At 41.2% G+C, this 21,571-nt stretch carries 24 protein-coding genes; 2 read left to right on the top strand and 22 right to left on the bottom strand.

Features of this window, described 5'->3' with window-relative positions; translation table 11 throughout:
* Nucleotides 1-43: 43 nt before the first annotated feature.
* The 17 genes from Q4443_RS05265 to Q4443_RS05185 all read right to left on the bottom strand — a co-directional run bounded on the left by Q4443_RS05265 (nucleotide 44) and on the right by Q4443_RS05185 (nucleotide 14,416).
* Nucleotides 44-370 (bottom strand): DUF2568 domain-containing protein, encoded by a 327-nt coding sequence (locus tag Q4443_RS05265; RefSeq protein WP_049519059.1) that lies wholly within the window; start codon nucleotides 368-370, stop codon nucleotides 44-46.
* A gap of 53 nt (nucleotides 371-423) precedes the next feature.
* Nucleotides 424-1,359, bottom strand: a complete 936-nt coding sequence (locus Q4443_RS05260; protein ID WP_049519060.1) for a manganese-dependent inorganic pyrophosphatase — start codon at nucleotides 1,357-1,359, stop codon at nucleotides 424-426.
* 85 nt (nucleotides 1,360-1,444) lie between these two features.
* Nucleotides 1,445-1,729 (bottom strand): GIY-YIG nuclease family protein, encoded by a 285-nt coding sequence (locus tag Q4443_RS05255; protein ID WP_049519061.1) that lies wholly within the window; start codon nucleotides 1,727-1,729, stop codon nucleotides 1,445-1,447.
* On the bottom strand, nucleotides 1,719-2,468 hold the full coding sequence (locus Q4443_RS05250; protein ID WP_000657018.1) for a tRNA1(Val) (adenine(37)-N6)-methyltransferase: 750 nt from the start codon (nucleotides 2,466-2,468) through the stop codon (nucleotides 1,719-1,721). The genes Q4443_RS05255 and Q4443_RS05250 overlap by 11 nt, the downstream gene beginning before the upstream one ends.
* A 53-nt stretch (nucleotides 2,469-2,521) precedes the next feature.
* Nucleotides 2,522-2,881 (bottom strand): S1 RNA-binding domain-containing protein, encoded by a 360-nt coding sequence (locus Q4443_RS05245; protein ID WP_000689619.1) that lies wholly within the window; start codon nucleotides 2,879-2,881, stop codon nucleotides 2,522-2,524.
* A 1-nt stretch (nucleotide 2,882) separates the two neighbouring features.
* On the bottom strand, nucleotides 2,883-4,283 hold the full coding sequence (locus Q4443_RS05240) for a bifunctional Cof-type HAD-IIB family hydrolase/peptidylprolyl isomerase (protein ID WP_070696304.1): 1,401 nt from the start codon (nucleotides 4,281-4,283) through the stop codon (nucleotides 2,883-2,885).
* A 122-nt stretch (nucleotides 4,284-4,405) separates the two neighbouring features.
* On the bottom strand, nucleotides 4,406-5,509 hold the full coding sequence (locus Q4443_RS05235) for a glycosyl hydrolase family 8 (protein WP_049479214.1): 1,104 nt from the start codon (nucleotides 5,507-5,509) through the stop codon (nucleotides 4,406-4,408).
* Nucleotides 5,510-5,517: 8 nt separating this feature from the next.
* Nucleotides 5,518-6,828, bottom strand: coding sequence for a glycosyltransferase (locus Q4443_RS05230; protein WP_000625492.1), 1,311 nt, complete (start codon nucleotides 6,826-6,828; stop codon nucleotides 5,518-5,520).
* 142 nt (nucleotides 6,829-6,970) lie between these two features.
* Entirely contained in the window at nucleotides 6,971-7,750 is a 780-nt protein-coding gene (locus Q4443_RS05225; protein ID WP_000800615.1) for a hypothetical protein, read from the bottom strand.
* A 6-nt stretch (nucleotides 7,751-7,756) separates the two neighbouring features.
* A complete protein-coding gene (gene wecB / locus Q4443_RS05220; protein WP_000734436.1) occupies nucleotides 7,757-8,905 on the bottom strand; it encodes a non-hydrolyzing UDP-N-acetylglucosamine 2-epimerase in 1,149 nt (382 codons plus the stop codon).
* A gap of 440 nt (nucleotides 8,906-9,345) precedes the next feature.
* Nucleotides 9,346-9,855 (bottom strand): GNAT family N-acetyltransferase, encoded by a 510-nt coding sequence (locus Q4443_RS05215; protein ID WP_000858591.1) that lies wholly within the window; start codon nucleotides 9,853-9,855, stop codon nucleotides 9,346-9,348.
* A gap of 208 nt (nucleotides 9,856-10,063) precedes the next feature.
* Nucleotides 10,064-10,303: a 30S ribosomal protein S18 gene (gene rpsR / locus Q4443_RS05210; protein ID WP_000068664.1), complete on the bottom strand. Its 240-nt coding sequence runs from the start codon at nucleotides 10,301-10,303 to the stop codon at nucleotides 10,064-10,066.
* Between the two features lie 31 nt (nucleotides 10,304-10,334).
* Complete coding sequence (gene ssbA, locus Q4443_RS05205) at nucleotides 10,335-10,805, bottom strand: single-stranded DNA-binding protein SsbA (protein ID WP_000609596.1); 471 nt, start codon at nucleotides 10,803-10,805, stop codon at nucleotides 10,335-10,337.
* An 11-nt stretch (nucleotides 10,806-10,816) separates the two neighbouring features.
* Nucleotides 10,817-11,107 (bottom strand): 30S ribosomal protein S6, encoded by a 291-nt coding sequence (gene rpsF, locus Q4443_RS05200; protein ID WP_001151782.1) that lies wholly within the window; start codon nucleotides 11,105-11,107, stop codon nucleotides 10,817-10,819.
* A 148-nt stretch (nucleotides 11,108-11,255) separates the two neighbouring features.
* The gene (asnS, locus tag Q4443_RS05195; protein WP_161800723.1) at nucleotides 11,256-12,602 is read right to left on the bottom strand and encodes an asparagine--tRNA ligase; all 1,347 of its coding nucleotides are present in this window, start codon (nucleotides 12,600-12,602) and stop codon (nucleotides 11,256-11,258) included.
* Between the two features lie 149 nt (nucleotides 12,603-12,751).
* Complete coding sequence (locus Q4443_RS05190; RefSeq protein WP_049519066.1) at nucleotides 12,752-13,930, bottom strand: pyridoxal phosphate-dependent aminotransferase; 1,179 nt, start codon at nucleotides 13,928-13,930, stop codon at nucleotides 12,752-12,754.
* Nucleotides 13,931-13,939: 9 nt separating this feature from the next.
* A complete protein-coding gene (locus Q4443_RS05185) occupies nucleotides 13,940-14,416 on the bottom strand; it encodes a DUF5590 domain-containing protein (RefSeq protein ID WP_000776849.1) in 477 nt (158 codons plus the stop codon).
* 118 nt (nucleotides 14,417-14,534) lie between these two features.
* Between Q4443_RS05185 and Q4443_RS05180 the strand changes: the two genes are divergently transcribed.
* Both Q4443_RS05180 and Q4443_RS05175 read left to right on the top strand, forming a co-directional pair.
* A complete protein-coding gene (locus Q4443_RS05180; RefSeq protein WP_000816318.1) occupies nucleotides 14,535-14,981 on the top strand; it encodes a MarR family winged helix-turn-helix transcriptional regulator in 447 nt (148 codons plus the stop codon).
* 91 nt (nucleotides 14,982-15,072) lie between these two features.
* Nucleotides 15,073-15,621: an NADPH-dependent FMN reductase gene (locus Q4443_RS05175; RefSeq protein ID WP_049478798.1), complete on the top strand. Its 549-nt coding sequence runs from the start codon at nucleotides 15,073-15,075 to the stop codon at nucleotides 15,619-15,621.
* Nucleotides 15,622-15,652: 31 nt separating this feature from the next.
* Here Q4443_RS05175 and yaaA read toward each other — a convergent pair whose 3' ends face one another.
* The 5 genes from yaaA to Q4443_RS05150 form a co-directional block, all read right to left on the bottom strand.
* Nucleotides 15,653-16,381 (bottom strand): peroxide stress protein YaaA, encoded by a 729-nt coding sequence (gene yaaA / locus Q4443_RS05170; RefSeq protein ID WP_049519067.1) that lies wholly within the window; start codon nucleotides 16,379-16,381, stop codon nucleotides 15,653-15,655.
* 79 nt (nucleotides 16,382-16,460) lie between these two features.
* Nucleotides 16,461-16,592, bottom strand: a complete 132-nt coding sequence (locus tag Q4443_RS05165) for a DUF3953 domain-containing protein (RefSeq protein ID WP_239683584.1) — start codon at nucleotides 16,590-16,592, stop codon at nucleotides 16,461-16,463.
* Nucleotides 16,593-16,678: 86 nt separating this feature from the next.
* Nucleotides 16,679-18,274 (bottom strand): hypothetical protein, encoded by a 1,596-nt coding sequence (locus tag Q4443_RS05160; RefSeq protein WP_049519069.1) that lies wholly within the window; start codon nucleotides 18,272-18,274, stop codon nucleotides 16,679-16,681.
* Nucleotides 18,275-18,285: 11 nt separating this feature from the next.
* On the bottom strand, nucleotides 18,286-18,696 hold the full coding sequence (locus tag Q4443_RS05155; protein WP_000412252.1) for a peptide deformylase: 411 nt from the start codon (nucleotides 18,694-18,696) through the stop codon (nucleotides 18,286-18,288).
* A 104-nt stretch (nucleotides 18,697-18,800) separates the two neighbouring features.
* On the bottom strand, nucleotides 18,801-21,497 hold the full coding sequence (locus tag Q4443_RS05150) for a cation-translocating P-type ATPase (RefSeq protein WP_000032435.1): 2,697 nt from the start codon (nucleotides 21,495-21,497) through the stop codon (nucleotides 18,801-18,803).
* Between the last annotated feature and the right edge of the window lie 74 nt (nucleotides 21,498-21,571).

The raw sequence follows: 21,571 nt of genomic DNA, 5'->3' as shown, positions 1-21,571 counted from the left end.
AAATGATTACCATTAAAATAATTCATTAACTATATTCTAAGAATCACTCTAGCTGAAAATAATAAAGTAGCACCAAACTTCCAAAAGACAGAGCTAAGTATAGGATTCCTATTTGCAATCCATACAAATGCCAAAAACTACCACTAACTAAAATAAAAATCGATGTCTCAGCAACGAGGCGACGCCATTTTTTAAAAGCATGTGGAGATTTTGGTGCCATATATCGTGCCCAAAATAAGATTAATAGAACTGCTAGAAGGAAAAATAGGAATTTTTCCAGCCAAGAAATTTGTATCACAGACACGGAGAAAAGACCAAGAATTGCGACAACTTCAACCAAAAAGTGCAGTCCTTCAATCAATCGCATCATGCTATCACCTTCTATAAATAGTCAAATTAACAGTTCCAAATATTCCTTAAGAATTACCCATTAAAGCTTTCTGTCAACTGAGGCACCACTTGTTTCTTACGTGAAACAGCACCTGGAAGGAAAGCGTGGTTGTTTTCAAGTTTGAAGTTGAAAGCTGCTTCGACCTTGTCCATGTTTGATCCAAGAGCAAGGATTTCTGAGTTTGAGTTGACGATGTCTGTAATCATCAAAACAAAGTCAGAGTAGCCGTTTGCTGTATTGGCAGCTTGCATTGCTGCTTCGATTTCAGCTTGGCGTTCCAAGACTTCAGCAATATCAACTGTGTTAACCTGAGCAACACGAACCTTATTTCCGTTGAGTTCAAATGTCTTAGCATCGATGTCAATCAATTCTTCAGCAGATTTACTAGCCAAGTTTGTACCAGCTTTCAGCATAGCCAAACCGTACTCTTCCAAGTTGACACCAGCTAATTCTGCCAATTCAGGAGCAATGACTTTATCAGATGGGTGAGTTGTTGGTGATTTCAAAAGAAGAGTATCTGAAATCAAACCTGAAAGCATCAAACCTGCGATTTCTTTAGGAACTGCCACACCATGTTCTTTGAACATGCGGTAAACGATAGATGAAGCTGATCCAACTGGTTCCAAACGCATGTAAAGTGGGCTTGCAGTTTCAAAGTTAGCCACACGGTGGTGGTCCACAACACCGTAAACTTCTACTTCAGCGATATCTGATACTGACTGTTGGAATTCATTGTGGTCAGTCAAGATGACTTGTTCTGCACCTTCTGCTTTAGCAGATGTGATGACGCGTGGTGCTTCTACACCAAAATAGTTCAAAACAAAAGCTGTTTCTTCATTAGGAGTTCCAAGTGCTACAGCTTCTGTGTCCAATCCATAAGCCTCTTTTGCAAGGTAAGCAAAGGCTACAGATGACCCGATGGCATCTGAGTCTGGATTTTGGTGACCAAATACTAGAATCTTAGACATGATAATACCTCTTTAAATTTATTCATCTTATTTTAGCACTTTTTTCCTCTTTTGACAAAAGTAAGAGGAGTCAAAAGACTCCTCGTTAGATATCAATATGGTTGACTAGATTTTTCTCTTGATTTTCGGATAAAAATCGTTCTTTCTGTGGACGTTTCTTACGTTTGAGGAGAGATTCGGCAGACATGGCTTCTTCCTTACTGGCAAAACCCTCTACATAGATAAGTTTGACTGGCAAGCGAGCTCGGGTATACTTGGCTCCCTTACCACTATTATGAACGGCAAGGCGCCTCTTCACATCCGTTGTATAGCCAGTATAGTACGACCCGTCGCTGCACTCCACCACATACATATAGGCTTTATGATCCATAGTAAATCTCTTGAATTTCTGGTGTATAGGAACCATCATCATTGTGAACGATGAGAGGTGGCAAGACCTTAAAGCCACTCGTCGAGCCATCCTTGATAGCTTCGATTAAGAGCATATTGGCCTCCTTCTCACGTTTAGGATAGACAAATTGCAGGCGCTTGGGTGCCAAATTATGGCGTTGAAGCATGTCTAAGATATCCAAGAGCCGATCTGGACGATGAACCATGGCCAAACGGCCATTAGACTTGAGAATACTCTGAGCACTACGGCAAATTTCTTTTAGGTTAGTCGTAATTTCGTGTCTGGCCAGAAGGTAGTGTTCACTCTCGTTCAGATTAGAATGCGGATCCACCTTAAAATAAGGCGGATTGCACAAAATCATATCCACCTTACTTCCCTGAATGTGGGCAGGCATATTTTTCAAATCATCACAGATGACCTGCATCTGCTCTTCCAAGCCATTCAACTGAACCGAACGCTCTGCCATATCCGCCAAACGTTCCTGAATTTCTACAGATATTATCCGCGCCTGAGTACGTGAACTAGCAAAAAGTCCCACTGCACCATTTCCAGCACAAAAGTCCACAATTAAACCCCGTTTAGGGAAGCGAGGAAAGCGTGACAAGAGAACACTATCCACCGAATAGCTAAACACCTCTCTATTTTGAATGATCTTGATATCTGTCGAAAAGAGCTGGTTGATTCGCTCTCCTGGTTTTAATAATTGTTCTTCTTTCATACTTTTATTATAACAAACGATGTTAATATTACAAATAATTTAGATAATCGTATTTATGGCTTCTTCTTTAAATGCTCTAATGCCTCACGCGTCCAAACAGGCATCATTCGTCCAAGTGGTGCAAAACCGTGCTTGATCCGATCATTTGAAAAACGTCTCCGTCTTGGCAATTGATGTTTTTCCTCTTCCAGAGTACGGATAGAAAGACTAGCCTTCCCAGTGTATTCGTCAAAATCCACCACCTGAACTTGGACTTCATCGCCAATTTTTAAAATGTCATAGATATTTTCAATAAATCCCGTCCGAATCTCCGAGATGTGAATCAGCCCTGTCACCCCTGTCTCTAACTCAACAAAGGCACCATAGGGCTGAATTCCTGTAATACGCCCAGTTAGCTTATCACCAATTTTCATTCTAGTCCTCAATTTCAATCGTTTCAATTACTACATCTTCAACTGGTTTATCCATTGCACCAGTCTCAACAGCTGCAATGGCATCCAAGACCGCAAACGATTCTGCGTCCACCAATTGCCCAAAAACAGTATGGCGACGGTCAAGGTGAGGAGTTCCACCTTGTTCTGCATAAATCTCAGCGATTGGTTCAGGCCAGCCACCACGCGCAATCTCTTTTTTAGAGTACGGCAAATGTTGGTTTTGAACGATAAAGAACTGGCTGCCATTGGTATTTGGACCCGCATTGGCCATAGAAAGGGCACCACGGATATTGTAGAGTTCTTCTGAAAATTCATCTTCAAAAGAGTCGCCGTAGATTGACTCACCACCCATACCAGTACCAGTTGGATCTCCACCTTGGATCATAAAGTCCTTAATAATACGGTGGAAAATCACACCATCATAGTAACCGTCTTTTGACAGAGCAACAAAGTTGGCTACTGTTTTGGGAGCATGTTCAGGGAAGAGCTTGATACGCAAGTCTCCGTGATTTGTTTTAATGGTCGCAAGCGGACCTTCTACTGCTTCAATGTCTACTTGTGGGAAATGCAATTCTTTTTCTACCATACCAAATCCTTCTAAGGCATCAAAAATGCCATCTTCTTCTACTGTTTTTGTAATATAATCTGCTTTTTCTTTGATTTTATCATGGGAAACACCCATAGCAATACTGATTCCAGCATAATCAAAGAGTTCCAAGTCATTGAGACCATCCCCAAAGACCATAACATTCTCTGGTTTCAAGCCTAGATGTTCTACAACCTTGGCAACACCAGTGGCTTTTGAACCTGAAATCGGCACGATATCTGATGAATGTTCATGCCAACGCACCATGCGAAGTTTACCAGAGAGACTATCTGGTAACCGCAAGTCATCCCCTTTTTCCTCAAAGGTCCACATCTGGTAAATGTCCGCTTTTTCATGGAAGTTAGGATCCACATTCAAGTTTGGATAAATCGGGTCAATAGCCTCACTGATCAGTTCTGTTCGCGTGGAGAGTTTAGCAGAATGACTTCCAACTAAACCATACTCAATTCCCTCTTCCTTCGTCCAAGAAATGTACTCCTCAACATCTGACTTGTCAATCTGATGTTGATAAATGACCTGACCTTTTTTATCTTCTATATAGGCCCCATTTAGGGTTACAAAAAAGTCAGGTTTGAGCTCTCGAATCTCTGGAACGACACCGAAAATACCACGACCAGAGGCAATTCCTGTTAAAATTCCTTTTTCACGTAACTGTTTAAAGACAGTGGGAATTGTAGCTGGAATAAAACCTGTCTTTGACGTACGCAAGGTATCATCAATATCAAAAAAGACGATTTTAATCTTTTTTGCCTTGTATTTTAATTTCGCATCCATCTCTCTACCTCTTTTCCATCACTCTTTCCATTATACCATAAAGCTGATGAAATTCCCTTTATGAAAAAAGATGAAAATCCTATCAAAAAGAGAGCCAGAAAAACTAGCCCTCTCTTTTCATCCTAGAACATCTCTAGAGCAATCATGGTAATCATCGTTGCATCATAGTAGTTGTCCGAAGGTAAATCTTGTGTGAAAATGTATTTATTTTGCTGAAGAAGTTTCAGATAGCCTTCTCCCTTGTCAGACGCGTAGGTAATCGGTGCCAAGAAACTACCTGCCTGGTATTGATTGAGGGCCGTTCCATTCAAGTCATAGCCAGCATAAATGCGTTGCTCTTTCATAAAGAAATCCATCATCTTTTGAACGAGTTTTTGGCTTCTTTCATCCTGGCTCTGTGACAAGTGATAAGGCAAACGGCAAGCGTTATAAGAGTACGCCCCATCGTATTGAGATTCGATAGTATTGGCATCAACAAGGCGTGCCCCTGACTTCTCAGCCCAGATAAAGTCTGGCAAGAGACCCGTATCAGAATGAGAACTGATTTGCTCCAATTGCCCAAGCATCTTATCCTTAACATCTAACCACTGTTTGTTTCCAGTCAGGTCATAGAAAGACTGGAAATAGTGAGGAAGAGTATCAGATGTCCGCATCAAGTAATAATAATCAGAATCCTTGTTTGCCCAGTTTCCTACTGTTAAAACACCTGTCTCTTCATTGTAGTTGTACTTAAGGATATCATCCAAGATTTTTTTAGCTTGCTCTTGGTATTCCTGCGCCTTATCTGGCCACTGTTTGGCAGCTTCAATTAAAGAATAAGCGATATAGAGATCTCCATCAGTTGCATTTTGTTTCTCGACCGTTTCGCTATCATTTTTGATCACTTGCTTCCAAGACATCAACTGCGTTCCCTCAATACGATGATTTTGATAATAGCGATAAAGACTCTCATAATCTGCTTGACTTGCTTGCCCTTTTTGGGCTGCTAAAACCGTTATGAGCATGCCGTAACTTTGGGCTTCAGATAGAACTGTTGTTCCCTCAGAATCATTCGTCGTACGAACATAAGACTGATTGCCTTTTGTAACAAGGAACTGTTGGCTCCATTGGCTGTAAATTCGATTACGCATCTCGATTTTAGTCCTTCCTCTTGCCAAAAACAAGGCTAAACAAAAGATAGAAAGAATGAGCACAAACCAGACATATTTTAATTTATTCGTTTTCATAGAACCTCCTATCCTGCAAATCGCTTGGTTTTAACCCACTTGGTTTCTTTTCGTCGGAGTACTTTATCCAGCACGATTGAAGAAATGGAATCAACGGATACAACGATAAACATCTGTGCATAAGAGAAATAGGCTGCCAGGGCTAACCAGATTTGTTTAGTTGTTGCTTGTCCAAATTGACTTGCCAATGCTGTCATAATTTGCATCAAATAGAGACCAATCATGAGAATCCAGTTAAAGAGCATGAGCTGAGCGATGTAGATATTGTCCGCATCAAAAGCAAATGGAACCCTGACATCTGGGAAGAAAAGATTAAGACAGATCGCTAGCACATTCGCTAGGAAAATCAAATCCGAAAGAACAATAGCAAAGTTAAACCAAAAGAAAACACAAGAATAGTTAAAGACTTCTAGTTTAACGCGCCAGTTTGCTCTGCCAAATAAATGCTTAAAGTTCGAGAGAACAACTTCATAATTTCCTTTCGCCCAACGTTTCCGCTGCATATAGTAACTCTTTAAGGTCTCAGGTTCTTGTTGGAAAGCCTCTGAATTATAGGCAAGGGCAATCAATTTACCACTCTGCATGATTTTGAAGGAAATATCGGTATCCTCAGTTAAGGCACCATTTTTCCAACCACCGATACTCTTTACAAAGTCGGTTTGAATGATAAAGTTGGTTCCTGGGATACGCCCAATTTTAAAGAGATGCCACATCCCAACGTGGTGCACGCGCTGAGTAACAACGATCTCTTGGTTGATACAACGAGTCAAGAAATTTTGGTTGGCGTTTCGAGTCTTGTTGCGGCCAAAAGATGCCACATGACGTTCTGGATCCTTCATAACTTCTTTGACAAGGAAATAAAGAGCATTTTTTTCAGGCATGGCATCTGCATCATAAACACAGATGTATTCGCCTGTTGCCATCTCCAAAGCATCGTTTAGAACGCCCGCTTTTCCTCCCGTACCAGTACGGTCGATAATGGTTAGATTTCTTCCTGCATATTCAGGCATGGCTTGTACAGACAAACATTCTGCATAGGTGTTATCCGAACAGTTATCCGCAAACAAGAGCAACTCCACACGGTCGTGAGGATAGTTCATATCCAAGATAGCTTTTGCCGTTTGGGCAATAACCACATCCTCATTATGGGCAGGAACAACAATCGTTACCTTAGGATAATAAGGTAGAGGCGAAGTGTCTACACGAAAATCACTGTGTTTAAACCAAAAGTGTACTGCCGAAAAGAGAATTACCAAGCCCCATGCTAGAGAAATCCAAATTGTAAGCAAGGTAAAAATCATTAACATTTGACTAATCATGATTCACCGCCTTAAAATTTTTGTTTACTCGATGGTAAAGAATATTGTATGCAATAAATAGTATGATAAAACAAATGCCAAAGGCGAGACTGAGTCCCAAAGCAATACCAAAAAATAGTTCGGTTAAAGTCATGTTCCCCTCCTAATATTCCACAATTACATCTGTCTCTAGTTGACGTTTGAGATGACTGGCGACATCCGCGTAGTCTTGGTATTTATCTTTATTATCAGAGTTAATCACCAAATAGCCTGTTTGGAACTGAATTCCTTGATTGCCATCTTCTCCATGAAAAACTAAACTGCTCAGTTTCTCCTGCAAACCATTCAAATAAAGTTCCTTCAAAGAATGTTGGCTTTTACTGGATAGAACGAGAAAATTACCATCCGAAACGTAATAGAGTTTATCATTGTAGCTCAATTCCTGAGCAATTACCTCTTGAATGCTACTGAGCATCTGGTTATGTTCTTTCGGTTTAATCTGGAAGAACAAATCTTCATGTGCCCAATGAATCAATAGAGATTGAACCGTAACATCACTTTGTTCAGTGACCATCGCTTGGTAATCTGCTCGCGCTTCGTCTTCCTGTTCTTGTACCTTTGAGGCCACCTTGAAGAAATAATAACGAACCTTAAGTAGAATCCCAATCAAAAGAGGAAAACTGATTAATAAAAAGACCAGTTGAATGATCGGGATATAAACCACACCCGCAACCAAAACGATAAGTCCAAAACCAAATGCTAAGATAAGGGTCCAAGTAAGCAAAAGGTCAGATAATACCAACACTGCAAACAAGGCTAAAGCTAAAAAAAAGATTTGTTCTAAAATGATTGCTCGAGCATACAAAAAACAAAGCACCAAAAGAATGACCTCACAAGCAAGCAAAGCCATAAGCCAGTTTTTAAATTGACTCCAATTTTTCATTTTATCTTATTTCCCCCCTTTGAATTCCGATACAGAAGTCGCTGCCCCAAAGTACTGTTGAATGGATTGTACGATTCGTTCAGAGGCTCTTCCATCTCCATAAGGATTTGGTGCCTGAGACATTTGTCTATAAAGAGTTTCATCTGTTAAGAGTGCTGCCATCGCTTCTTTCACACGTACTGGATCCGTACCAACTAGCTTCAAGGTTCCTGCACGAACACCTTCTGGACGTTCCGTTGTGTCACGAAGGACAAGGACAGGTTTGCCGAGAGAAGGCGCCTCTTCCTGAACACCTCCAGAGTCAGTCATGATAAAATAGCTTCTTGAAGCCAAATTATGAAAATCAAGTACATCTAAAGGCTCAATCAAGTGAATACGATCGTGACCAGCTAAGATATCGTTTGCTGCTTCTTGCACAGCAGGGCTAAGGTGAACAGGATAAACAACTTCAATTTCCTGATGAAGATCGACCATCTCACGTAAAGCTGCAAAGACATTTCTCATTGGTTGACCTTGATTCTCACGACGATGCATGGTTACTAATACAAGTTTCTTATCTGGATCCAATTGATCTAAAACTTCATGATAGTAATCCGATTGAACGGTTAGTTTCAAGGCATCAATGGCTGTATTTCCCGTAATGACAATAGCAGACTCAGGGTGATTTTCCTTGAGGAGATTTTCTTTACTCTCACTAGTTGGAGCAAAATAGAGATCCGCTAGGTTATCAGTCATCTGACGATTCATTTCTTCTGGGAAAGGAGAATACTTATCAAATGTCCTTAGGCCAGCTTCAACGTGGCCGATTCGTACCTGATTATAGAAAGCAACTAAACTTGCTGCAAAAGTTGTTGTTGTATCTCCATGAACAAGAATTATATCTGGAAGTTCTTGCTTAACAACTGGATCAAACTTTTCTAAAATTTTTCCAGTAATGTCTAAGAGGGATTGATTTTTCCCCATAATATCCAGGTCATAATGTGGCTCGATGCTAAACGTTTCAAGAACTTGATCAAGCATTTGACGGTGCTGAGCTGTCACAACTGTGATCGTCTCAATGCTGTCACTATGTTTTTGCAATTCTAACACTAAAGGGGCCATTTTAATAGCTTCTGGTCGTGTTCCAAAAACAACCATCACTTTCAGTTTCTTCATTACGCTATCCTTCTACTATAATAAAATTTGACACATCAGATTAATCTTTATATCGAATTATTGCGCAAATCAATTAATTTGATTATCTTAATTATTTTACCGTCAATTAATTTATATGTCAAATTTTTTCCAAATTATATTATTGCATTTAATTTAATTTTAACAATTTGTAACCTTTTTGTAACAATATTATTTACAACCTTTAAAAAGCCTTATTTTAGGAAATTTTAAGACTTTTCAAAAGAATCCGTATTTAAAAAAACTAAACCTTATATGTTTTTTTTGATATTTATTTTTATCTTGATAATTCAAACAATTATATTTTACCACTTTGAGGAATAAATCAAACAATTTCAAACAAAAAAATTCCTTTTTCGAATGAAAAAGGGACTGTGATTGTTGTTTACTATATTTAAAATTTAAACCTTATAAAATCTGTCTTAAAACAAATTTTTCGACAGATACAAGACCAATTCTCCGATATCTTCACAAACCGCATTCATGGCCGGTTGATGGTTCTGATACCAAACACCCGTCCCATCTGGAATATAGCCTCGTTTGATGTACAATCTCTGGGCAGGTCCATACCCTGAATGGAGCCCAACACCAAGGGTCACCTTATCCGATATGAGCCTAACTTGTTTTTCTGCTTCTTCCAGCAAGAGATTTCCAATACCTTGATTTTGAAAAGGTTCAAAGACATTAAAATCTGAGAGTTCTGGATAGATTTCTGCAAAAGGCCCCTGCTTAGCGCAGGACAAAATTGTGATATAACCCGCTAAAGCACCCTCAACCTCTGCAACTAAGACTTCTCTCTCCCCACTTTCTTGCTCCTTAAAGTATCGAGTTAAAATCTCCTCTCTACTTGGCCAACCTTGGCTGATAAATCCTCGAGATAGTTCTTGTATGTCAGATTCTTGCATTTTTCTAATTGAACATGTCGTCTTCATAAGCTGCTCCTTTATAGCTTTCTCCTACCATTATAGCACGATAATAAAGATTAAAAGAAAAAATCTAGTAAGACAAAAGAATCTTACTATGTTAACAGGAAACCTTTCTAACAAAGTCCCATAAAAATCTGAAAAAGAGGTCCACTCAGACCGAACTCACCTTCTTATTTCCATGCTCGTGAAAAAAAGACCCGTAAGGGTCTTTTCTTTAATCTTCGTTTACGAAAGGCATCAAAGCCATTACGCGAGCGCGTTTGATAGCTGTTGTTACTTTACGTTGGTTTTTAGCTGAAGTTCCTGTTACACGACGAGGAAGGATTTTCCCACGTTCTGAAACGAAACGGCTAAGAAGCTCAGTATCTTTGTAATCAACATATTCAATTTTGTTTGCTGCGATGTAATCAACTTTTTTACGGCGTTTGAATCCGCCACGACGTTGTTGAGCCATGTTTTTTCTCCTTTATAGTATTAATTGTCCATTAGAATGGTAAATCATCATCTGAAATGTCCAATGGATTGGTTGCTCCAAAGGGATTTTCAGAACGTGAAAAGTCTGGTACTGGATTTGCAGGTGCTGATTGACCAGCAGTTGGTGCAGAATAAGCTCCACCTGTATGTCCTTCACGCACTCCGCGGCTTTCCAACATTTGGAAATTCTCAGCCACGACTTCTGTTACGTAGACACGTTGTCCTTGCTGGTTATCGTAACTACGAGTCTGGATACGGCCTGTGATCCCGATAAGAGAGCCTTTCTTAGCCCAGTTAGCAAGATTTTCAGCCTGTTGGCGCCACATAACGACATTGATGAAATCAGCCTCACGTTCGCCATTTTGACTCTTAAATGTACGGTTTACTGCAAGAGTAAAAGTCGCAACTGCTACATTTGATGGGGTATAACGTAACTCAGCGTCACGTGTCATACGCCCTACAAGTACAACATTGTTAATCATAATTTACCTTCTTACGCGTCAAGTTTGACGATCATGTGACGAAGAATGTCAGCGTTGATTTTTGAAAGACGGTCAAACTCTTTAAGAGCTGCGTCGTCGTTTGCTTCAACGTTAACGATGTGGTAAAGTCCTTCACGGAAATCTTGGATTTCGTATGCAAGACGACGTTTTTCCCATGATTTTGATTCAACAACAGTTGCACCGTTGTCAGTCAAGATAGAGTCAAAACGTGCTACCAAAGCGTTTTTCGCTTCTTCTTCAATGTTTGGACGAATGATATAAAGAATTTCGTATTTAGCCATTGATATGTTCCTCCTTTTGGTCTAATGACCCCTAGTCTTTGCAAGGGGTAAGTGAGGTTTGCTCACAATAAACTATTATACTAGAAAAACTGATAGATAGCAAGATAAAAGTGAAAAAAGAAGATGAAATCATCTTCTTTTTACTAGTTTATGGTTTGATACGGTGCAACATACGTGGGAATGGAATGGCTTCACGGATATGCTTAGTACCAGCTACAAAGGTTACCATACGCTCGATACCGATACCGAAGCCACCATGTGGAACTGTTCCATACTTACGAAGATCCAGGTAGAATTCATATTCTGTCGTATCCATACCAAGATCATTCATCTTAGCAACAAGAGCATCGTAGTCTTCCTCACGCATAGAACCACCGATGATTTCACCGTAGCCTTCTGGAGCTAGCAAGTCTGCACAGAGGACGCGGTCTGGATTTCCAGGAACTGGCTTCATGTAGAAAGCCTTGATGGCTACTGGGTAGTTCACGACAAAGGTTGGTACACCAAAGTGGTTGGAAATCCATGTTTCATGTGGCGAACCAAAGTCATCTCCATGTTCAAGATGCTCATAATCTGCATCTTCATCATTTTCATGAGCTTGCAAAAGGTCAATCGCTTCATCATAGCTAACACGTTTGAAAGGCTCTGCAATATAGCGTTTCAAGAGATCTGTATCACGTTCCAAGGTTTCCAAGGCTTGAGGCGCACGATCAAGGACACCTTGAAGAAGAGCTTTCACATAAGCTTCTTGCAAGTCAAGTGACTCATCGTGTGTCAAGTAAGAGTACTCTGCGTCCATCATCCAGAACTCAGTCAAGTGACGGCGCGTTTTTGATTTTTCAGCACGGAATACTGGACCAAAGTCAAATACACGACCAAGAGCCATAGCCCCTGCTTCTAGGTAAAGCTGACCAGATTGACTCAAGTAGGCTGGCGTTCCGAAGTAGTCTGTTTCAAAGAGTTCTGTTGAATCTTCAGCCGCGTTTCCTGAAAGAATTGGGCTATCAAATTTCATGAAGCCGTTCTTGTCGAAAAACTCATAAGTTGCATAGATGATAGCGTTACGGATTTGCATCACCGCTACTTGCTTACGAGAGCGGAGCCACAAGTGACGGTTGTCCATCAAGAAGTCTGTTCCGTGTTCTTTTGGTGTGATTGGGTAGTCTTGAGATTCACCGATGACTTCGATGTCTGTGATATCGAGCTCATAGCCAAACTTAGAACGTTCGTCTTCTTTGACAATCCCTGTCACATAAACAGAAGTTTCTTGGCTTAGACGTTTAATCGTATCAAACTTCTCTAGCCCCACTTCTTCACCAAATTTTTCTACAAAGTTTGGTTTGAAGGCTACACCTTGGAAGAAGGCTGTTCCATCACGCAATTGCAAGAAGGCAATTTTCCCTTTTCCTGATTTGTTGGCAACCCAGGCTCCGATGGTCACTTCTTGACCAACGTAGTCTTTTACATCGATAATTGTTACACGTTTTGTCATAATCTATCTTCCTTTTTTCGTTTAACTTGTCCGAAGACATCATTACCCACTATTTTACCATAAATAGACTGTGATAGCTAGGTTCTACTAGAGAAAAATCGCGAGATTTTCGTTACAAAAAATCTTCGCTAAAAAGGCGAAGATTCTAAGTTTTATTTTTCCATAAATTGATGCAAACGACGAATAGCTTCTTTTAATGTATCCAAGTCTGTGGCATAGCTGAGACGAACATTTTCTGGTGCTCCAAATCCAGCTCCCGTAATCAAGGCCAGTCCGACTTCTTCGAGAATAGCCGTTGTAAACTCTGTCACATCGGTATAACCCTTCATTTCCATCGCTTTTTTAACATTTGGGAAAAGATAGAAGGCACCTTGGGGCTTGACAACTTCAAATCCTGGGACTTGGCACAAGAGAGGATAAATGGTATTCAACCGTTCCTCAAATGCTTGACGCATGGTTTCAACAGAGTCTTGCGGTCCAGTTAGGGCTTCAATGGTAGCATATTGTGATACAGCAGTCAGGTTGGAGGTCGTTTGTCCTGTTAGTTTGCTCATGGCAGCAATAATTTCAGGATTTCCCACAGCATAACCTACCCGCCAACCAGTCATGGCATAGGCCTTAGATACACCGTTAATCACGATGGTTTGCTTGCGAATGGCTTCTGACAGACTAGAAATTGGAACAAATTCGTTCCCGTTATAAACCAAACGACCATAAATATCATCTGCTAAGATAAGGACATCATGCGCAACAGCCCAATTTCCGATAGCCAAGAGTTCCTCACGAGAGTAAATCATACCGGTCGGATTCGATGGTGAATTGAGAACTAAGATCTTGGTCTTATCTGTTCGCGCTGCTTCTAGCTGCTCTACTGTTACTTTAAAGTGATTGTCTTCCTTTGCCTGGACAAAGACTGGCACTCCTTCTGCCATTTTGACCTGGTCTCCATAGCTGACCCAGTATGGTGTAGGAATAATGACCTCATCACCTGGATTGACCACAGCCATAAAGAAGGTGTAGAGAGAGAACTTGGCACCAGTGGCAAAAGTAACTTCGTTGGCTGCTACGGAATACCCATAGTGGCGTTCAAAATAGGTATTAACCGCCGCTTTTAACTCTGGTAGGCCTGAAGCAACTGTATAGAAGGAAGCTCGTCCATCTCGAATCGCTTCTACCGCTGCCTCCTGAATATTTTCAGGAGTATGAAAATCAGGCTGTCCCAAGGTTAAGAAAAGAACATCCTTTCCCTGAGCTTTTAATGCTTTGGCTCTTGCATCACTAGCTAGAGTGACGCTTTCTTCCATTTCTAGTACACGTTTGGATAGTTTCATATGCCCTCCTTATTGGATCACTGCTCCTGTTTCAAAGTCAACCAGATAGTACTGGTTTCCTGACTTAACTTCCCAAATCGGCTTGTCCTGATAGCGACCAAAAGTAATCTTGTCAATGTCGCTAGCTCCTTTTTCCCTCGAAATCGTCACTGCCTTGTCTTGAGAAATCCCCTTATCAAGCTGATAAACATAAATCTTGTGGTCATTCTTTTCAATCAGTACGGCAATGGCCTCTTGCTTTTTATTATGTCCCAGAACACTGTAATAGCCCTCTAGACCATTGTAGAAATCAACCTGATCTGCCTTTTCCAATTCTGCATACTGCTTGGCCAGTTTTTCTCCCTCAAGTCTAGCATCTTGATAGGGTTTCATGCTGAGTGATATCAGATAAAGGAATGAAGTCGTCATGACTAGTACTACCAGAGCAATGCCGATTCCATATTGTATAAGTAGCTTGTTTTTTGCTTTTTTCTGTCTTAGTTTCACTCGTCTATTTTACCATCTCTCCTTCTTTATTACAAGTGAAGACGGGAACATTCTAAGATTCTTTTCCTATAAAATGTAAGTTCTTGTTTTTCTCTCTCATTATTGATAAAATAGCCTTATGAAACAATATTTGAAAGAGAAAATTTCCGATAATCAATTAGACTTAAAAACAGCTATCGTCCTCAATAAAGCCATACGAACTTTTAAACCTTATGAAGCCAAAGCTGCTAAAGAACACGGGCTAACACCCACCCAATTTTCAGTTTTGGAAACCCTCTATAGCAAGGGGGAACTACGCATTCAGGATTTGATTGAAAAAATGTTAGCCACTTCTGGAAACATGACTGTCGTCATTCGAAATATGGTTCGAGATGGGTGGATTTCTAGAACTTGCGACCCCAAGGATCGTCGATCCTTTTTCCTGAAATTAACACCTGCAGGACGCAGAAAAATCGAAGAGGTTCTTCCTGACCATATCGATTCTATCGTAGAAGCACTCAGCATCTTGGAAGATGGCGAAAAGGAAGACTTAATCCGCATTTTAAAAAAATTTAAAAATTTGTGAGCAAAATTATTGCTAATTAGTATTATTTGTTGTAACATAGATGGTAACAAAAGAGTTCGCTCTTTGAATTTTAAACTAAAGGAGACACATCATGTCTAAAAAAGTATTATTTATCGTCGGTTCACTACGCCAAGGTTCTTTCAACCACCAAATGGCCCTCGAAGCTGAAAAAGCACTTGCTGGAAAAGCGGAAGTTAGCTATCTTGATTACTCAGCTGTTCCTCTCTTCAGCCAAGATTTGGAAGTTCCAACTCATCCAGCTGTAGCTGCTGCTCGTGAAGCAGTCCTTGCTGCGGATGCGATCTGGATCTTCTCTCCAGTCTACAACTTCTCTATCCCTGGAACAGTGAAAAACTTGCTTGACTGGCTCTCTCGTGCCCTTGACTTGTCTGATACACGTGGCGCTTCTGCCCTCCAAGACAAGTTTATTACTGTCTCTTCTGTAGCCAATGCCGGTCACGATCAACTCTTTGCTATTTATAAAGACCTCTTGCCATTTATCCGTACACAAGTCGTTGGTGACTTTACAGCTGCTCGTGTCAATGACTCTGCTTGGGCAGATGGAAAATTGGTGTTAGAAGAAGCAACTGCTTCATCACTTGCAAAACAAGCGGACGACCTTCTTGCAGCCATCAACTAATCCAACAAAAACCAGCTCGAATGAGCTGGTTTTATGCTTGTTTCACAAAGACGAGTTCTAAATCACTTGATAAATCAGGTCGGTAGTCAAAGCCGGCAAAGCGGAGCTTGCGAGCTTGTTTGACTGTATGGACTTGCCCCTCTATCAAGGCGGTCAAAAAGGCGCCACGGGCTTTTTTTGAAATGGTTGAGTGGATTTTCAGCTGACCTGCCTTGTCCTCCATAAATTTGAAGGTCACCATCTTTTCTCTGATTTCCTTCGAAAATACGGTTTCAAACTCTGATGATAGGAGTGAGAATATCAAATTCTCATCCTGAAGTGCCTCATCATAGGCTGACTTCCAATGACTCTTTAAAGTCTTACCAGCAACTTTTAACTTCATCAAAAAGTCCAAACGGTGAGGAGCCATGGGCGACAAGGCGGGGACAACACCGTATAAAGCCGAGGTAATTAGGACATGATTTTCAAGATAGGTTTGTTCAGCTTCGGTTAACCCATTTCGTTTGATGTGACGATACATGAGACCATCGAAAAGTTTCAAGGCTGGATAATGTTTAGCCCTGTGTTCTTTTAAAGCTTGAATATGGCCGTACTCTTCTTCTGCTTTCTCGACAGATACCTTATAAAAAGTCTCTAATTCACTAGCTGAATAATTCGCCAGTGAGTAAAGGACTGCCTGACTTTCTTCCCTCAAAGGGAGCGCTTCGATACAAGGATGGTCTGTGTTCATTTCTTTTGCTGTTGGGATTAAAATTTTCATATTGTTAGTGTAGCATATTTTTCAACCACAACCAAGAATTTCATCTTAAAAACCTCGGTTCATACCGAGGTTTCTCTGTTTATTTTGGCCATCCTAACCAGATAGCCACGAGAACAAAGGCTGTGCCAGCTAAGCTTGTTAAGATAGATAAGAATTTATCTTTTTTCTCCTTGAACTGAGAAAACCTATTTTTATACTCAATGAAAATCAAAGAGCAAACTAGGAAGCTAGCCGCAGGCAGTACTTGAGTACGGCAAGGCGACGCTGATGTAGTTTGAATTTGATTTTCGAAGAGTATTATTGTACGTTAAAGGTTTTGAGGTAATTATCTTTTCCAACTTGACCTTCAAAGGATTGCCCATTTTCAAGGTAAGGAAGGTCGTCTGACACGGAAGCCTTGACCTTATAAATCTTGCCATCAACTTTAAAGAAATAGACGGTATCCCCCTTGATGACAGCTGATTTAAGATCTGAAACCACTCCCTTGATGTTTTCTACCGTTTCATTATCCAGCTCGAGGTCGTTTTTATTGGCATACTTGCTGAGGAGTTCATCTACCGTAGTTGCTACGATAACGTTTTGGTACTCCACTGCATCGACCAATGCATACTCCTTGACCAAGCCTGCATTGTCCTTCAAGCCCATGATATAGAGTGGTTTGTCATTGAGATTGACAAGGATAGGGAAGGTAGCCTTATATGCTTTTTCCTGCACTGCTCCTTCTGCGGAAGCACGGGCTGATTCTTCGGTTGCTGATGCTAGATTGTACTTGGTGATTTCACCAGTGCGCATATTTTCAAGGATAAATCCTAGATTACTTTCGTCAGCATTTGCTGAAGTCACCCCTGTGTAGAGATAAATGTCATTTCCGATAGAAAGATAGTTATAGCCCTCTGTCGTTTGGGTGACGTTTTTCTTAGAAATCAAGGCATTCCAGAAGCCGTCTTTATACTTGCCGTTGTAGTTGATTTGCTCGATGGTTTCTTCATCTGGATAGACACGATCCACCCATTCTGGGACTTCATCCAAGCTGTATTCCTTGGTTTCTCCATCGGTCGCATCCAAGATAATAACAGATGAAGGACGAGGGACTCCTAGACCAAACTGCTTTTGATAAACGGTTGCTACATAGAAGGGATTGCCTTCATCATCCACCTCAAAGGAGGGCGTTTTAAAAATCTTGGTTGGGTACTTAATACGAAGATGACGTTTGACATCGCGATTAAAATACTCGGAGTCAGAATACTTCATTGGCGTTTTTAAATCCACCAATTCTGCATTTCCTGTCACCATATCAACCTTGATATACTCTCCAATTCCCTTGGACTGATTATTAAACCATTTGATCGGGTCGGCATACTCCAAAGGGGTCACCCGATAGGGTTTGCCATCAACCGTCAGCTGAGTATAAGTATCTGCTGCTACGTACTGGGAGACCTTATCCGTCAGAGAGCCTAGATAACGGTCTCCAATCTTTTCTGCAGTGCTCCGATCTAGGATTGGAACCTTACTGGTATCACTCTTAGGAAAATCTTTAAAGTCTTTTTCTGTGATAGACACTACATTAGCATAATTTTTTGCTTGGAAAAAGCTAGAGGTTACTAGGCTTACCAGACCAGCAAGGACAAAGATGATAGCTGCAGTCAGAAACAATCCTCTACTAAGTTTGGTAAAAAGGAATCCTTCTAGATTGAGATCTTTGGCAGCCTTGCCATGACGTAGGTGAACTGTCTTGAGGAGGTTGGTATCCTTGTGGAAACTAAACAAAATTCCCATCACCACCAGATGCCCACAAAGAAAGAAGATGAATTCCCAACTAGTAAGATTAAGTGGCGGCAAAAAGATATACCAAGTCGTTGCGATAAAAACAAGTTCAAAAAGTATGCGTTTCATCTGAGTTCCTCCTAAATAATCCGTCCTTCCAAATGATCCAGTTCATGTTGGCAGATCTGAGCTGGAAAACCTGTTAACGTAATGGTCTGTTCCTCCCACTTACTATCACGATAGGAAACCGTAATCGTTTCATAGCGAGTTGTTGGTCGCACCCCAGTCAAAGACAAACAACCTTCCTCTGTCTCGTAAGGTCCTTTATAGGAAAGGAGAATGGGGTTAAACATGACCATGGGAACCAAGCCAAGATTAAAGATAATGACACGCTTCTGCACACCAATCATATTGGCTGCCAGACCGACACAGGTCTCGCGATTAGCCAGCAGGGTATCCTGCAAATCCTTAGCCAGATAAAGGTCTTCCTGACTTGCAGGTTTCGAGACCTGCGACAAGAATAAGACATCTCGGACAATTTTCTTTTCCATTCTCTTTCACTCCTTGCTACTTTACTTTATTATAGCACAAAAGGGAGCAACTCCTAGTCCTTTCTCTCAAATGCAAAAAAAGCCATCCGAAGATGACTTTCTTTTTAAATCGCGTTCTTATCAAGACCAAGTTTACGTTGAACAAACTTAACGATTTCGACGATAAGTATCATTGAGAAGCTTCCAGCTAGAACAATACCCCATTGAGACAAGTCTAGTTTGGTTACGTGGAAGATACCTTCAAGCGGTTCTACAACGATTGTTGCCATCAAGAGGATGAAGGATACCAAGATAGACCAGTTGAAGGTCTTAGACTTGAATGGTCCGACTGTCAAGATGGATTGGTAAACAGACTTGACGTTGTAGGCATGGAAGAGCTGAATCAAACCAAGTGTTGCAAAGGCCATAGTGAGGGCATCTGCGTGAATAGCATGATTGTCACCCACGTGAACTGGGTAAGCAATCGCAAGGCCATAAACACTCATAACAATAGCTGCTTGGAGTACACCTTGATAAATGATAGAACTCAAAACACCACCTGAGAAGAAGCTTGCCTTGCGTCCACGTGGTTTATGGTTCATGACACCAGGCTCAGCAGGCTCAACACCTAGAGCGATAGCTGGGAAGGTATCTGTTACCAAGTTGATCCACAAGAGATGAACTGGCTGCAAGACGTCCCAACCAAACAAGGTTGATAAGAAGATAGTTAATACTTCAGCAGTATTGGCAGAAAGTAAGTACTGAATAGTCTTTTGAATGTTTGAGAAGACCTTGCGTCCTTCTTCAACTGCGACGATAATGGTCGCAAAGTTATCATCTGCAAGAATCATGTCAGAAGCCCCCTTAGAAACCTCTGTACCAGTGATTCCCATACCGATACCGATATCGGCTGTTTTCAGAGCTGGCGCATCATTAACACCGTCACCTGTCATAGCAACAACCTTACCTTGTTTTTGCCAAGCCTTGACGATACGAACCTTGTGTTCTGGAGATACACGCGCGTAGACAGAGTATTGACCAACGACTTTTTCAAATTCTTCATCTGAAAGTTCGTTGAGTTCAGCACCAGTCAAGACATGGTCTTCCGAGTCATTTTCATCGATGATTCCCAAACGTTTGGCAATGGCTTCCGCTGTATCTTGGTGGTCACCAGTGATCATGATTGGACGGATTCCCGCTTCCTTAGCGACACGAACAGCTTCTGCTGCTTCGGCACGTTCAGGGTCAATCATTCCAATCAATCCAGTAAAGATCAAGTTGTTTTCAAGCTCTTCAGAAGTCAGGTTTTCTGGAATGCTGTCTACAATCTTATAAGCACCCGCAAGAACACGCAAGGCTTGGTGAGCCATTTCAGAGTTGTTTGTGTGAATTAAGTCATTAACTTTCTCATCAATCGGAGCAACATCTCCAGCCTTATCACGAGCAACACAACGTTTCAAAAGTTGGTCAGGGGCTCCCTTGACTGCTACGAGGAATTTACCATCTGGTAATGGATGAACCGTTGACATGAGTTTACGATCTGAGTCAAATGGTAACTCAGCTACACGAGGATATTGCTCTAAAAATCCTTTAACATCATAGCCCTTGTCCAAGGCATACTGGATGAAGGCTGTTTCCGTTGGATCCCCAATCAGGTTTCCTTCTGCATCAATCTTAGTATCATTAGCCAAAACAACAGAACGAAGAAGAGGCATTTCAAGACCTAGTTCAATATCATCAGCTGAATCATGTAGGACTGCATCATAGAAGACTTTTTCGACTGTCATCTTGTTCATGGTAAGCGTACCAGTCTTATCAGAAGCGATGATCTCAGTTGAACCAAGTGTTTCAACTGCTGGCAACTTACGAACGATAGAGTTTCGTTTTGCCAAAACTTGAGTACCAAGGGCAAGAACGATGGTCACGATAGCAGGAAGTCCTTCTGGGATGGCTGCAACAGCAAGCGCAACAGATGTCATCAACTCACCAAGTGGATTTTTACCTTGAATGAAGACTCCGACTACAAAAGTAACAAGGGCAATGACCAAAATTGCATAGGTCAAGACCTTAGAAAGGTTGTTCAAGTTTTGTTTGAGTGGTGTATCCGTCTCATCCGCATCTTGGAGCATGCCAGCGATATGACCCACTTCCGTGTACATACCTGTATTGACAACAACGCCAAGACCACGACCATAAGTCACATTTGAGTTTTGGAAGGCCATATTGACACGGTCACCAATACCAGCATCTGCAGAGAGCTCGACAGTCAAGTCTTTTTCGACTGGAACAGACTCACCTGTCAAAGCTGCTTCTTCGATTTTAAGAGAATTAGCTTCTAGCAATCGTAGGTCTGCTGGCACCACGTCACCTGCTTCAAGAGCAACGATATCACCTGGTACCAATTCTTTTGAATCAATCTCAGCCATATGCCCATCACGAATAACGCGAGCAGCTGGACTAGACATAGACTTGAGGGCTTCGATGGCTTCTTCTGCTTTTCCTTCTTGGTAAACACCGAAGGCAGCGTTGATGATAACCACGGCAAGGATAATGATGGCATCTGCGATGTCTTCCCCACCAGAAGTCACGACTGACAAGATAGCCGCAGCAACTAGGATAATAATCATCAAATCCTTAAATTGCTCGATAAACTTGACTAGGAGAGATTTTTTCTCACCCTCTTCCAGTTCATTGCGTCCATATTCAGCTAGACGTTTCTGTGCTTCGCTTGACGAAAGACCTTGCTCAGTTGCTTCTACTGACTTCAAGACCTCTTCAGGACTTTGAGTATAAAACGCTTGGCGTTTTTGTTCTTTTGACATGTGTCTCCTCCTTGACATTGTGTGCAAAACAAGTTCTCTTTTAGTTTTATGACAAACAAAAAGAGACCTGTTAA

It is taken from the genome of Streptococcus sp. GP0011, assembly GCF_030546305.1.
GTDB lineage: Bacteria > Bacillota > Bacilli > Lactobacillales > Streptococcaceae > Streptococcus.
This window is presented reverse-complemented; position numbering and strand designations above follow the sequence as displayed.